13 protein-coding genes are annotated in these 13,265 nt (G+C 72.4%); 6 read left to right on the top strand and 7 right to left on the bottom strand.

Features of this window, described 5'->3' with window-relative positions; genetic code table 11:
• Positions 1-113: 113 nt before the first annotated feature.
• Positions 114-1,232 carry a hypothetical protein gene (locus BIV23_RS14755; protein ID WP_071381271.1) on the bottom strand — a complete coding sequence of 373 codons (1,119 nt, stop codon included), beginning with the start codon at positions 1,230-1,232 and terminating at the stop codon, positions 114-116.
• 199 nt (positions 1,233-1,431) lie between these two features.
• Between BIV23_RS14755 and BIV23_RS14760 the strand changes: the two genes are divergently transcribed.
• A complete protein-coding gene (locus BIV23_RS14760) occupies positions 1,432-2,586 on the top strand; it encodes a cystathionine gamma-synthase (protein ID WP_071381272.1) in 1,155 nt (384 codons plus the stop codon).
• A gap of 93 nt (positions 2,587-2,679) precedes the next feature.
• On the opposite strand, the gene BIV23_RS14765 is transcribed toward BIV23_RS14760, so the two are convergent.
• The 3 genes from BIV23_RS14765 to BIV23_RS14775 all read right to left on the bottom strand — a co-directional run bounded on the left by BIV23_RS14765 (position 2,680) and on the right by BIV23_RS14775 (position 4,156).
• Positions 2,680-2,928: a hypothetical protein gene (locus BIV23_RS14765; protein ID WP_071381371.1), complete on the bottom strand. Its 249-nt coding sequence runs from the start codon at positions 2,926-2,928 to the stop codon at positions 2,680-2,682.
• A 64-nt stretch (positions 2,929-2,992) separates the two neighbouring features.
• Positions 2,993-3,496: a sigma factor-like helix-turn-helix DNA-binding protein gene (locus tag BIV23_RS14770; RefSeq protein WP_071381273.1), complete on the bottom strand. Its 504-nt coding sequence runs from the start codon at positions 3,494-3,496 to the stop codon at positions 2,993-2,995.
• A 156-nt stretch (positions 3,497-3,652) separates the two neighbouring features.
• Positions 3,653-4,156 carry a MarR family winged helix-turn-helix transcriptional regulator gene (locus tag BIV23_RS14775; RefSeq protein ID WP_177239902.1) on the bottom strand — a complete coding sequence of 168 codons (504 nt, stop codon included), beginning with the start codon at positions 4,154-4,156 and terminating at the stop codon, positions 3,653-3,655.
• 207 nt (positions 4,157-4,363) lie between these two features.
• Here BIV23_RS14775 and ilvA point away from each other — a divergent pair, with 207 nt between their 5' ends.
• From ilvA to BIV23_RS14790, 3 genes are all read left to right on the top strand, one after another.
• A complete protein-coding gene (gene ilvA, locus BIV23_RS14780) occupies positions 4,364-5,593 on the top strand; it encodes a threonine ammonia-lyase (RefSeq protein ID WP_071381274.1) in 1,230 nt (409 codons plus the stop codon).
• Between the two features lie 201 nt (positions 5,594-5,794).
• Positions 5,795-6,805 carry an ATP-binding cassette domain-containing protein gene (locus BIV23_RS14785; protein ID WP_071381275.1) on the top strand — a complete coding sequence of 337 codons (1,011 nt, stop codon included), beginning with the start codon at positions 5,795-5,797 and terminating at the stop codon, positions 6,803-6,805.
• Positions 6,802-7,659: an ABC transporter permease gene (locus BIV23_RS14790; RefSeq protein ID WP_071381276.1), complete on the top strand. Its 858-nt coding sequence runs from the start codon at positions 6,802-6,804 to the stop codon at positions 7,657-7,659. Before BIV23_RS14785 ends, BIV23_RS14790 begins: the two co-directional genes overlap by 4 nt.
• Before the next feature lie 81 nt (positions 7,660-7,740).
• On the opposite strand, the gene greA is transcribed toward BIV23_RS14790, so the two are convergent.
• Complete coding sequence (gene greA / locus BIV23_RS14795) at positions 7,741-8,241, bottom strand: transcription elongation factor GreA (RefSeq protein ID WP_071376893.1); 501 nt, start codon at positions 8,239-8,241, stop codon at positions 7,741-7,743.
• Positions 8,242-8,412: 171 nt separating this feature from the next.
• Entirely contained in the window at positions 8,413-8,811 is a 399-nt protein-coding gene (locus tag BIV23_RS14800) for a DUF4307 domain-containing protein (protein WP_071381277.1), read from the bottom strand.
• Positions 8,812-8,914: 103 nt separating this feature from the next.
• On the opposite strand from BIV23_RS14800, the gene mca reads away from it, so the two are divergent.
• Both mca and BIV23_RS14810 read left to right on the top strand, forming a co-directional pair.
• Complete coding sequence (mca, locus tag BIV23_RS14805; protein ID WP_079173156.1) at positions 8,915-9,796, top strand: mycothiol conjugate amidase Mca; 882 nt, start codon at positions 8,915-8,917, stop codon at positions 9,794-9,796.
• The gene (locus tag BIV23_RS14810) at positions 9,789-10,028 is read left to right on the top strand and encodes a hypothetical protein (protein ID WP_079173157.1); all 240 of its coding nucleotides are present in this window, start codon (positions 9,789-9,791) and stop codon (positions 10,026-10,028) included. Before mca ends, BIV23_RS14810 begins: the two co-directional genes overlap by 8 nt.
• A 9-nt stretch (positions 10,029-10,037) precedes the next feature.
• Here BIV23_RS14810 and BIV23_RS14815 read toward each other — a convergent pair whose 3' ends face one another.
• Positions 10,038-13,241 (bottom strand): tetratricopeptide repeat protein, encoded by a 3,204-nt coding sequence (locus BIV23_RS14815; RefSeq protein ID WP_071381280.1) that lies wholly within the window; start codon positions 13,239-13,241, stop codon positions 10,038-10,040.
• Between the last annotated feature and the right edge of the window lie 24 nt (positions 13,242-13,265).

Here is a 13,265-nt window from a genome sequence, read left to right on the forward strand (position 1 = left end):
ACCCCGGTGAACGGGCCGGCACGACGGAGGAACGTCCGGCGGCGTGGGCGCATTCCGGTCACGCCCTCGCCGTCAGCGTTGCGTCATATCTCCCTTGGACCCGGCCCGTCCGCTCAGCCCGGCAGGCTCGCGGGGCTGCCGCCGTTGGCCTCGTACCCCGCCACGGCGAGTGCGCGGTAGACGGCGAACTCGGCGGCCGGGTCGGCGGACAGGGTCCAGGGCAGCGCACCGACGTGCCCGTCGATGTGTATCAGCTGCTGCATGGCCTCGGCCCAGCGCTCGGCGCGCACCAGGAAGAAGACCAGCAGATGGCGGACGTGGGCCAGCATCGGGTCGTCGGGGCGGGCCGAGTGCACCGCGTGCAGGGCGCCGTGCATCGCCTTGGTGACGACCTCGCTCTGGTAGAAGCCCGACACCAGGTTCACCTCGGGGAGGTGCTCGAAGACCGCGAAGAGCGGCAGCGCGGCGAGCAGCGAGCCCTGCGGGGCGCGGGCCGCCGCCGCCTCGGCGAAGGAGTACGCCAGCTGCCGCGAGCCGTGCCACTTCTCGCACCAGTAGTGCAGCGCCGCCAGATGCGCGCCCATGTGATGCGGCGCGCGGTCGAGGATCTTCAGCCAGAGCTGCTCGAACTCGGCCTGCGGACAGGCCAGTCCACGAGCGACGGACAGCTCGACGATGTACGGCACCGGGTCGCCGGGCGCCAGCAGCGCCGCCTGCCCGCACGCCTCCCGGGCCTCCTCCATGATGATCCGGAAGTCGTCCGTGCCCGGTGTCGACGTGCGCCACGCCTGCTGCACCAGGAACTCCGCGTGCACGGCGGCACCGCCCGCGTCCTTGGGCTGCTCGGCCCGCCACACCCGCAGCCACTGGCCGCCCGGCGTCTCGTGCACCCCGCCCGGCCGCTGCTGCAGCTCCAGTGCGGCGGCGCCCGCGAAGGCCTGCACCCGCTGCCAGCGCCGCTCGCCCTCCTTCTCGGTGCCCGCCAGCAGCTGGGCCGCCGCGCGGTAGTCCTGCGTGCGCTGCACCAGCTCCAGCACGTCCAGCAGGTCCTGGTCCGCGCCGGGCATCCGTATGTCCAGCTCCTCCTGGCGCACGAAGCCGTAGGCCGCCGGGTCGGCGGCGTCCGGGTGTTCCGGGGGGACCTGCTCGATCACTCCGCGCCTGCGCCGCATGAACGGGAGCAGGACGAAGCTCAGCATGAGCAGCGCCATCAGCAGCCAGAGAATCGCCATGCGTCAAGCGAACCAGACACCGCCGACAAAGCGCCAACCCCCGCCGCGGGCTGTGGAAAACTCTCGTCGGGGCCATGACAGGCGTGGGCTGTCCCGCGGGATCGCCGGCACAGGGAAATCCCTTCTTCCCGCGCTCCTCGCACCGCTCCTCGGGCCCGGCGGGCGACGGATCCGGTAAGGCGCATTACGCTCGGTGCACATGAGCGACAGGCACATCAGTCAGCACTTCGAGACACTCGCGATCCACGCCGGCAACACCGCGGATCCCCTCACCGGCGCGGTCGTCCCGCCGATCTACCAGGTGTCGACCTACAAGCAGGACGGCGTCGGCGGGCTGCGCGGCGGCTACGAGTACAGCCGCAGCGCCAACCCCACCCGTACCGCCCTGGAGGAGAACCTCGCCGCGCTGGAGGGCGGTCGCCGCGGCCTCGCGTTCGCGTCCGGCCTCGCGGCCGAGGACACCCTGCTGCGCACGCTGCTCACCCCGGGCGACCACGTGGTCATCCCCAACGACGCCTACGGCGGCACCTTCCGGCTCTTCGCCAAGGTCGCCACCCGCTGGGGCGTGGAGTGGTCCGTCGCCGACACCAGCGACCCGGCCTCCGTGCGCGCCGCGCTCACCCCGAAGACCAAGGCCGTCTGGGTGGAGACCCCCTCCAACCCGCTGCTCGGCATCACCGACATCGCCGCCGTGGCCCAGGTCGCCCACGACGCGGGCGCGAAGCTCGTCGTCGACAACACCTTCGCCACGCCGTACCTCCAGCAGCCGCTGGCGCTCGGGGCCGACGTCGTCGTGCACTCGCTCACCAAGTACATGGGCGGTCACTCGGACGTGGTCGGCGGCGCGCTGATCGTCTCGGACCAGGCGCTCGGTGAGGAACTGGCCTACCACCAGAACGCGATGGGCGCCGTCGCCGGCCCCTTCGACTCCTGGCTGGTGCTGCGCGGCACCAAGACCCTCGCGGTGCGCATGGACCGGCACAGCGAGAACGCCACGAAGATCGCCGACATGCTGACCCGGCACGCGCGCGTGACGCAGGTGCTGTACCCGGGCCTGCCCGAGCACCCCGGTCACGAGACCGCCGCCAAGCAGATGCGGGCGTTCGGCGGCATGGTGTCCTTCCGTGTCGAGGGGGGCGAGGAGGCCGCCGTCGACGTGTGCAACCGCGCCAAGGTGTTCACCCTCGGCGAGTCGCTCGGCGGTGTGGAGTCCCTGATCGAGCACCCCGGCCGGATGACGCACGCCTCCGCGGCGGGCTCCGCGCTGGAGGTCCCCGCCGACCTGGTGCGTCTGTCGGTCGGCATCGAGAACGTCGACGACCTGCTCCAGGACCTTCAGCAGGCCCTGGGCTAGGCCGGACCCGCACGCCCGTCCCCGCACCTCCGTCCCCGCACCTCCGTCGTACCCGCCCGGCGCGCGCCCGCGTACGCGTGCCGGGCGGCGGGCTCACCAGCCCGTGAGCGGTGGTGTCGTCTGGGAGGGCGGCTGCGTCCACGGGTGCACGCGGGCCGCCCACACGCCGAACGCGACGGCGGCGGCGCACGCCAGCAGCCACAGCACCCGGCGGGCCACCTGCCTGCGCCGCAGCAGCCGCTCGCCGCGGCGCACCGCCTCGGCGCGCAGGTCCGGCGGGACCGGCGCCGAGGCCCGCTCCATGATCTGCCGTACGGCGGCCTCCCGCTCGGTCCGGTTCACGGCGCCCGCCACGCACGCGTGGGGCCCACCGTGGCACCGCACGTCTCATCACGAACGCCCCGCCTCACGACGGTGCCACCTTCGTGCCCACCGCGCGCGGGGCGGCCGGGCGGGCGGGGTGCAGCATGGTGGCCGTCGCGCGGTCGCAGACGGTGTGCACGCGCTCGATGGGCAGTCCCAGCAGGGCCGCCGTCTGCTGCTCGGCGACACCCTCGTAGAGCCGCAGCACCAGGATCAGCCGTTCCTGCGGGGCGAGGGCGGCGAGCGGGCTGCGCGGATCCGTCCGGGCGCGGCCGAAGACGCCGTACTGGTGCCAGATCGCGCGCGCGAAGCGGCCGGCGAGGAACTGGCGGGCGCGGTCGTACGGGTCCTCGCCGTGCAGGCGGTCCCAGTGCGCGTAGGTGTGGGCGAGCGCGTGCGTCAGCAGGCGCCGCGCGCGCGGGTTGGCGTCCGGTGCCTCCGCCGTGAGCAGCGTGGCGGCATGCAGCAGGCGCCCGGCGGCGCCCGCGACGAACGCCTCGAACTCCCGGGCCCGGTGGGCCTGTCGGGCCGCCTGCCGGTCAGACACCGCTCCTCCCCCCATACGAAGGGGCCCTGTCCGGTACGGGACAGGTGAACCGCGTACGACGCAGGACCCGGTCTCATATGAGGACAGCGGCGGCCCCCGGTCAAGAGGCCGGAACCGACCGGTGGTGTCGGCGGCTGAGGCCGGGCGCGCCCGCGGTCAGGAGGCCGGCGGCTGCTCCGCCGGTACGGTCCCCGGGGTCATCCGCGCGGAGAGCGCGCGGTTGAAGCGGGTGAGCAGCGAGCAGAACTGCTCGCGGTCCTCGGGCTCCCAGCCCTCGGTCAGCTCGGCCATCAGCTGACGCCTGGAGTCGCGCACCTCCTCCAGCCGGGCCGCCCCGCGCGGGGACAGCTGCAGCACCACGGCTCGCCCGTCCTCGGGGTGCGAGGTGCGCTTGACGAGCCCCGTGTCGACCAGCGGGGCCACCTGCCGGGTGACCGTGGAGGAGTCGATGCCCATGCTAGCCGCGAGCGCCTTGACGCCCATCGGGCCTTCCCGGTCAAGGCGGTTGAGCAGCAGATACGCCGCGCGGTCCATGGAGTTGCGCACCTGCCCGACGCCCCCGAGCCGGGTCTGTTCGGCACGGCGCGCGAACACCGCCACCTCGTGCTGGAGGGTGTCGAGGAGACCGGTGTCACCGACGGTCGTCATGTCCATCGACATTTCAGGTGTTGTGGGCATGGCCGGAGGCTCGCTTCATGAAGGACTGCTGGGTTGGGGGACAGGGTACGCGGCCCGGGCACGGACCGTACCGGCGCTGCGCAAACCGGTCTGCGCGGCCCGGGCACGGACCGTACCGGCGCTGCGCAAACCGGTCTCGGTGCTTGGTCACACCCGCCGGGTACGAGCGTGAACTGCGATGCTGGAGTCATGAGCTACGGCACGGCTGACTCCTTGCGTTCCGTCACCCTCGACGACGTGCGCGGCGCCCAGAAGATGCTCTCGGGCGTGGCACGGGTGACCGCGATGGAGGGCAGCCGGCACCTGTCGCAGCTGGTCGGCGCGCCGGTGCACCTCAAGTGCGAGAACCTCCAGCGGACCGGCTCGTTCAAGCTGCGCGGCGCCTACGTGCGGATCGCCGGGCTGCTGCCGGAGGAGCGGGCGGCCGGGGTGGTGGCCGCGAGCGCCGGGAACCACGCGCAGGGCGTCGCGCTGGCCTCCGCCCTGCTGGGCGTGCACGCCACGGTGTTCATGCCGAAGGGCGCGCCGCTGCCGAAGATCAGTGCCACCCAGGAGTACGGCGCGGAGGTGCGCCTGCACGGTCAGGTGGTCGACGAGACGCTGGCCGCCGCCGAGGAGTACGCGGCGAAGACGGGCGCGGTGTTCATCCACCCCTTCGACCACCCGGACGTCATCGCCGGTCAGGGCACGGTCGGCCTGGAGATCCTGGAGCAGTGCCCGGAGGCGCGCACGATCGTCGTGGGCGTGGGCGGCGGCGGGCTCGCTGCGGGCATCGCGGTCGCGGTGAAGGCGATACGGCCGGACGTGAGGATCGTCGGCGTGCAGGCGGCGGGCGCGGCGGCCTACCCGCCCTCGCTGGCCGCCGGGCACCCGGTGTCGGTGCGGAACCCGGCGACGATGGCCGACGGCATCAAGGTGGGGCGGCCGGGCGTGGTGCCGTTCGGGATCGTCAAGGACCTGGTCGACGAGGTGCGCACGGTCGGCGAGGACGACCTGTCGGCGGCCCTGCTGCTGTGCCTGGAGCGGGCCAAGCTGGTCGTCGAGCCGGCCGGGGCGAGCCCGGTGGCGGCGCTCCTGGCCGCGCCGGACACCTTCGACGGTCCGGTCGTCGCGGTGCTCTCCGGCGGCAACGTCGACCCGGTGCTGATGCAGCGCGTACTGCGGCACGGCATGGCCGCGCAGGGCCGCTACCTGGCCGTTCGGCTGCGGCTGACGGACCGTCCGGGCGCTCTCGCCACGCTTCTCGGCGTGTTGTCGGCGGTCGACGCCAACGTCCTCGACGTGAGCCACGTCCGCACCGACCCCCGGCTCGGCCTCACCGAGGCGGAGGTGGAGTTGCACCTCGAGACGAAGGGTCCGGTGCACTGCGCCGAGGTCGGCCGGGCCCTGCGCGACGCGGGCTACACGGTCATGGACTGAAGCCCGCCCCCTCACGGTCACTCGTTCGAGTAAGCCCTCGTGAACCCTCTTGAAGGACGCGATACATCGCGATACAGTGTGTCGCGTGGCCACCGGACCGCCTGCCCGGACCGGGAAAAACCGCAGGCGTGTGCGAGCGCGCAAACCTAGCCTTTCCCGGAGAACTCCGGACGCCCCATCCCCGACGACGTGGAGACAGACATGCCAGGCGCCATCTATGCCGAAGGCCTGGTGAAGACCTTCGGCGACGTAAAGGCTCTGGACGGCGTCGACCTCGATGTGCCCGAGGGCACGGTGCTCGGCCTGCTCGGGCCGAACGGCGCCGGCAAGACGACGGCCGTGCGCTGCCTGACGACCCTGCTGCGCCCCGACAGCGGCAAGGCGGTCGTCGCGGGCGTGGACGTGCGCAGGCACCCCGACACCGTGCGCCGTTCCATCGGCCTGTCCGGCCAGTTCGCGGCGGTCGACGAGTATCTGACCGGCCGGGAGAACCTCCAGATGGTCGGCCGGCTCTACCAGTTGCGGCCGAAGGCGGCCAAGGCGCGTGCGGTGGAGCTGCTGGAGCAGTTCCACCTCGCGGACGCCGCCGACCGGCCCGCCAAGACCTACTCCGGAGGCATGCGCCGCCGGCTCGACCTCGCCGCGGCCCTGGTGGTCTCGCCGCCGGTGATGTTCATGGACGAGCCGACGACCGGCCTCGACCCGCGCAACCGCCAGCAGCTGTGGGAGGTCATCAAGCACCTCGTCTCGGGCGGTACGACCCTGCTGCTCACCACGCAGTATCTGGAGGAGGCCGACCACCTCGCGCACGACATCGCGGTGGTCGACCACGGCCGGGTCATCGCCAAGGGCACCTCCGACCAGCTCAAGGCCCGCACCGGCGGCGAGCGCGTCGAGGTCGTGGTGCACGAGCGCGAGCACATCGCGACCGCGGCGCAGGTGCTGCGGGGCCTCGGCAAGGGCGACACCACCGTCGAGGAGCACACCCGCAAGCTCACGGTCCCGGTCACCGGCGGCGCGAAGCTGCTCGCCGAGATCATCCGGGAGCTCGACGGCCGCGGGATCGAGATAGACGACATCGGGCTGCGCCGCCCCACCCTCGACGACGTCTTCCTGTCGCTGACGGGACACGTCGCCGAAGCGGCCGGCCCGGACGCCCGGGACGAGGACGACGAGAGCCGCCCGCAGGGCGGCAAGGAGGCCGTGAAGTGAGTGCCGTCACCGATGCCGTGCGGGTGGCACCGCCGGGAAACCCCTTCGTGCAGTCCGTCCGTGACTCGATGGTCGTGGCGCAGCGGAACCTGATCCGCATGTCCAGGATCCCTGAGATGATCATCTACGGGCTGATCCAGCCGATCATGTTCGTGGTGCTGTTCACCTACGTCTTCGGCGGCTCCATGCAGATCGGCGGCAGCACCAGCGCCGTCGACTACAAGAACTTCCTCATGGCCGGCATCTTCGCGCAGACGGTCACCTTCGCGACGGCCAGCTCCGGCGCCGGTATCGCCGACGACATGCACAAGGGGCTCATCGACCGCTTCCGCTCGCTGCCGATGGCGCGCGGCGCGGTGCTGACCGGACGCACGCTCGCCGACCTGGTGCAGACGACCGTCACCCTGGTCGTGCTCGCCGTGGTCGCCCTGCTGGTCGGCTGGCGCGTCGGATCCCAGGGCGACACCGACATCGCCAAGGTCCTCGCCGCCTTCGGCCTGCTGCTCCTGCTCGGCTACGCGTTCACCTGGATCGGCGCGCTGATCGGCATGTCCGTCCGCACCCCGGAGGCGGCCACGTCCAGCGGCCTGATCTGGCTCTTCCCGGTCACGTTCATCTCCAACGCCTTCGTGGACCCCGGGCACATGACCCCGTGGCTGCGGCACGTCGCCGAGTGGAACCCCTTCAGCGCCACCGCGCAGGCCTGCCGCGTGCTCTTCGCCGACCCCGGGCAGTCCACCTCGCACGCCTGGCCCATGGAGCACCCGGTCTGGGCCTCGCTGATCTACTCCATATTGATCATCGCCGTCTTCCGCACCCTCGCGGTCCGCAAGTACCGCTCGGCCACCGCCTGACGGCTCCGGGCACGGCGAAGCCCCCGGTGTCCGCGGGATCCGGTGGACACCGGGGGCTCGATGCCGGGAAGGGCCGGTCGGTCAGCCCGAGTACGGCTCGGCCTTCAGGATGCGCACCGAGGCCTTCTTGCCGTTCGGCAGCTCGTACTCCGCGTCCTCTCCGACCTTGTGGCCGAGGACACCGGCGCCGAGCGGCGACTGCGGCGAGTACGTCTCGATGTCGGCGCTTGCGTACTCGCGGGATGCGAGCAGGAACGCCAGAGTGTCGTCCTCGTCACCGTCGAAGGCGATCGTGACGACCATGCCCGGCGCGACGGCGCCGTCGGCGGAGGTCTGGGCCTCGCCCACCTGAGCGCTCTCGAGAAGCTGGGTCAGCTGCCGCACACGCAGCTCCTGCTTACCCTGCTCCTCCTTGGCTGCGTGGTACCCGCCGTTCTCGCGCAGGTCGCCCTCCTCGCGCGCGGCCGCGATCTTGGCGGCGATCTCCGTGCGCGCAGGACCAGTAAGGTACTCAAGCTCGGCCTTGAGCTTGTTGTACGCCTCCTGGGTCAGCCAGGTGACGTTCTCGCTGGTCTGGGTCACAGGGTGCTCCTCGTCGGTACTGGGAATACAAAGCATCGCCCTACCCAGAAGAATGTTCCCTCTTGGATGGGCGAAACCACGAGCCTAACAATTCACGGGCCAAAGGGGGAGGACATAAGCCATCAGAATCACATCAAAGCAGGTCAGCGTGTGCCCGCTCCGGGTGATGGATCAACCCGTGTGACAGCCGAGCAGCTCGGCCGTGGTGCCCTTCGCCGTCGTACGGAGCGTGACGACCTTGTCGATCCGCGTGGCCCTGCCGTCGAAACGGAAGTCCGCGCGCCCCACCTCGGTGCCGTCCGCGGCCTGGGAACGCAGGGTGCAGTAGCCGTCGGTGCCGGAGTCCTTGTGGACCTCCAGATGGACCTGGACCGCGTTGTCGGAGGCCTCGAAGGTGATCACCTGGGCGCTGATCCTGGTCTCGACGAGGTAGTGGTAGGCGAAGTAGCCGACGAGGGAGAGCAGGAGGGCGCCCAGCACCACGGCGGCGACCCGGAGCTTGCGGTCGGCACGCTCGTCCGAGGAGCGGCCGTAGCGGCCCTCGGGCAGCCGCGCACTCGCCGTACTCATGATCGTCCTCTCCGCGGAATTATTCGCCCCCCGATTCGGTCACTATAGAAGCCGCCGAACGCACCCCAAGCCGCGGGGCGCCGACTTAACCAAGGATTGAGTCTTGACTGACCAGCTGCGACTGATGGCCGTACACGCGCACCCCGACGACGAGTCCAGCAAGGGCGCGGCCACCATGGCGAAGTACGTGTCCGAAGGGGTGGAGGTCCTGGTGGTGACCTGCACCGGGGGAGAGCGCGGGTCCATCCTCAACCCCAAGCTCCAGGGCGACGCGTACATCGAGGAGCACATCCACGAGGTGCGCAAGAAGGAGATGGACGAGGCCCGCGAGATCCTCGGCGTCGGGCAGGAGTGGCTCGGCTTCGTCGACTCCGGCCTGCCCGAGGGCGACCCGCTGCCCCCGCTGCCCGAGGGCTGCTTCGCCCTGGAGGACGTCGACAAGGCGGCCGGCGAGCTGGTCCGCAAGATCCGCGCCTTCCGCCCGCAGGTGATCACCACCTACGACGAGAACGGCGGCTACCCGCACCCCGACCACATCATGACCCACAAGATCTCGATGGTGGCGTTCGAGGGCGCGGCGGACACCGAGAAGTACCCCGAGAGCGAGTACGGCCCGGCCCACCAGCCGCAGAAGCTCTACTACAACCAGGGCTTCAACCGCCCCCGCACCGAGGCGCTGCACCAGGCGATGCTCGACCGCGGCCTGGAGTCGCCGTACGGGGAGTGGCTCAAGCGCTGGAGCGAGATGGAGCGCGTCGAGCGCACGCTCACCACGCACATCCCGTGCGCGGACTTCTTCGAGATCCGGGACAAGGCGCTGATCGCGCACGCCACGCAGATCGACCCGGACGGCGGCTGGTTCAAGGTGCCGATGGAGCTCCAGAAGGAGGTCTGGCCCACGGAGGAGTACGAGCTGGCGAAGTCTCTCGTCGATACATCCCTCCCCGAGGACGACCTCTTCGCGGGCATCCGCGACAATGCCTGATATGAGCGCAAGCGTGAGCCTGGCAGTGACGCACCTCGTCCCCCTCGCCAAGGAGGTGGACGAGAACAAGGTCACCCCCGGTGTCCTCGGCTTCATCGTCTTCGCGGTGATGGCCCTGGCCGTGTGGGGCCTGATGAAGTCGATGAGCAAGCACATGGGCAAGGTCGACTTCAAGGAGGCCTCGGACACGAAGGCCGAGCAGAAGGCCGACTCCGCGGCACAGCGGGGCTGACCCGGGGCGTCAGCGCCCGGCCGCAACCGCCACTCCCATCACCTCCCGGGCGTGGCGGTCCGGCGTCATGCGCAGACGCCAGGCCTGCCAGCCCGCCTCCAGGCTGACGCCCCGCTCCAGCAGCACGGCGTACGCCGCGAGGCCCTCGGTCAGCTTCTCGTCCCGCAGGGGGTGCGCGGCGCGGGCCAGCTGGGCCAGTTCCTCCTGGGCGACGGCCGTGCCCACCTCGATGCCGCCCGGTGCCGCGTACGGCAGCAGGGTGCAGCGCAGGAAGCGGGCCCAGTCCTCGCCGCGCAGGTCGCCGTAGGAGGCGAACAGGTCCCGTGCCTCCTCGCACAGGGCCAGCGCCGGCTGCGTGCGCGCGTTGCCCGCGTCGACCACGGCCAGTTCCAGGCAGGTCCACGCCTCGCCGTGGGCGACGCCGATGCGCTGGAAGTCGGCGCGGGCGTCCACGAGGAGCTGGCGGGCGAAGCCGGAGTTGCGCAGCGAACCGGTCTGCGCGGCCCGCTGGTCCCGGGTGGCCCGGGCCGAGTGGTGCCGGGCGCAGGCCAGGCCGTAGACGTCCCGCATGCGGGAGAACATGGTGCGGGACCGCTCCAGGTCGCGCACCGCCTGGTCCAGGTCGCCGGACTCCTCCAGCGCCTGGCCCAGGTAGTACAGGGTCCAGGCCTCGCCGCGCGCGTCCTCGTTCTCCCGGTGCCGGGCGCCCGCCTGGCGCAGGCCCTCGACGGCCGGCGCGGCGTCGCCGTCCACCAGGCGGGCCCGGGCCAGCTGGGTCAGCGCCCAGGCCTCGCCGCGCGCGTCGCGCGTCTGTCCGTAGCGCTCCAGAGCGGTGCGCAGCTCGGTCTCCGCGCGCGGTACGTCCCCCATCCGCAGGGCGAGCTGGCCGAGCTGGAAGTGGGCCCAGGCCTCGCCGTGCACCGAGCCGCCCTCGCGGTGCAGGACAAGGGAGCGGGTGAGCAGCTCCAGCGCCTCCGACAGCCGGGCCCGGTCACGCTGGACGGCCGCGAGGGCGTGCATCGTCCAGGCCCGGTCGGTCGCCAGCTCCGGCGCCGCCTGCAGGTCCAGCGCCTCCTGGAGCTTCGCGGCGGCCTCGGTGAGGTTGCCCTGGTGGTGCAGGGTGATGCCGAGCGAGCACAGGGCGCGGGCCGCGCCGGCGTCGTGATGCGCCTCCCGGTACAGGTCGACCACCGAGGTGAGGGTGGTGCGCGCCTTGTCGAGCTCGCCCAGCTGCCGGGCCGCGATGCCGGTGCGCCACTGCACCGAGCGCATCAGCAGCCCCTCGTCCACGGCCTGCGCCAGCTCGCTGATCTCACCGAGCCGGTACAGGTCGCCGCGCAGCAGGCAGTAGTCGCACAGCGCGCCCAGCAGGTTCAGCACCGCGGCCTGGTTCACGCCCTCCGCCTGACGCAGCGTCGCCGTGATGAAGCTGGACTCGTCGTCCAGCCAGCGCAGCGCGTCGTCGAGCGAGGTGAAGCCGTGCGGGCCGAACTGGTGCGAGCGCGTCGACATGTTCCCGTCGACCAGGCGCAGCACCGAGTCGGCCAGCTCCGCGTAGTTCACGATCAGCCGTTCCTGCGCCGCCGTGCGCTCGGCCGGGTCCTCCTCGTCCAGCAGCCGGGCCTGCGCGAAGACGCGTACCACGTCGTGCAGCCGGTAGCGGTCGCCGCGCACGTGGTCGAGAAGTCCGGCCCGGGCGAGGGCGGTGAGCCGGCGGGTGGCCTCGGCCTCGTCCGTGGCGAGCAGCGCGGCGGCCGCCGCGGCGCCGAGCGAGGCACGCCCCGCGAGCGCGAGCCGGCGAAGCAGCCGGCGCTCGGGATCCGGCTGGTCGGTGTAGCGCAGCCACAGGGCACGCTCCGCCGGCTCCACCGGGCCGTACGCGCTCAGGTCCGCCGCCAGTTGCCGGGGCGAGCGCGGGCCGAGCGCGGAGCCCGCGACGCGCAGCGCCAGCGGCAGACCGCCGGTCAGCTCCCGGATCCGGTCGGCGGAATCGGCGTCGTACGGTCCCGACGCGTCCTCGGCGGCGGCGTTCAGCAGCTCCTCGGCGCCCGCCGCGTCCAGCGCCTCGACCGGCAGGTGGTGCACCCAGGCCGGCAGGTCAGCGGGCAGGTCGAGGTCCGTGCGCGCGGTGACCAGGACCAGGCTGTCGGAGCGCTCCGGCACCAGGGCCCGGACCTGCTCCGGATCGCGGGCGTCGTCCAGCACGATCGTCACCGGCAGGCCGGTCAGGTGCTGGTGGTACAGCTCGGCGAGCCGTTTGAGCTGCTGGTCGGGGGACGAGCGCTCCCGGAACAGCAGCTGTTCGCGGGGTGCGCCGAGCCGGTTGAGCAGGTGCAGCAGGGCGTCGCGGGTGGGCAGCGGCGCCTGCTCCTGGCCGCCGCCGCGCAGGTCCACGACCACGGCGCCGCGGAAGTGGTCCCGCAGATCGTGCGCCGCGCGCACCGCGAGCGTGGTCCGGCCGGAGCCGGGCTCGCCGTGCAGGACGACCACCGTCGGCCGGGTCTCGGTGGCCGCGCGGGCCGCCTGCGCCCACTGGCGGATCCGCCCCAGCTCCGTCCTGCGGCCCGCGAACCGACCGTCCGGCTCGGGGAGTTGGCCGAACGACTGCTCCAGCACGCTGCGCCTGCGGGCCGCCGCGCTCTTGTCCGCGCCGCGCAGGGTGGGACTCGTGGTCTTCTTCGGGCCCGTGGAGGCGCTGAGCATCCGCTGCTGGTCGAGGAACGGGCGGATGCCCCGCACCTCCAGCGCGGTCAGCCACTGCAGGCGCAACTGCTCCGGCCCGCCGGGCTGCCCCGTCGCTCCGGCGTGGTGGTGGGCGGCCGGCAGATGGGAGCCTGCCACTTTCGCCACGGAGGCGGCGGCACCGGCGACGCCCGCGGTGACGCCCGCGCCGACGGCCGTGCCGGTGCCCGTGCCGAGGGACAGGTCGGCCACCGCCGCGGCGACCGCTGCAACGGCCGCCACCAGTAAGGCGGTTCCGGCGCCCTCGCGGCCGTAGCGCTGGGCGAAGGTCAGCCGTCCGGCCTCGGCCTCGTCGAGCGCGTGGGTGTACGCCTCGTACTCCTCACCGGCCGCCCCCGCCATCGCCTCCAGCCCACCGCGCGCCCGCGACAGCAGCACCTGCCCGTCGATCCGTCCGCCCGAGCGCCGTACCTCCTCCTCCACGGCCCGCACCAGCAGCCGTTCGGCCTCCGCCCGATGGTTCTCCCGCATGTCCTGTCCCCTCCGGCGGCAATG

It is taken from the genome of Streptomyces monashensis, from assembly GCF_001866665.1.
GTDB classification, from domain to species: domain Bacteria; phylum Actinomycetota; class Actinomycetes; order Streptomycetales; family Streptomycetaceae; genus Streptomyces; species Streptomyces monashensis.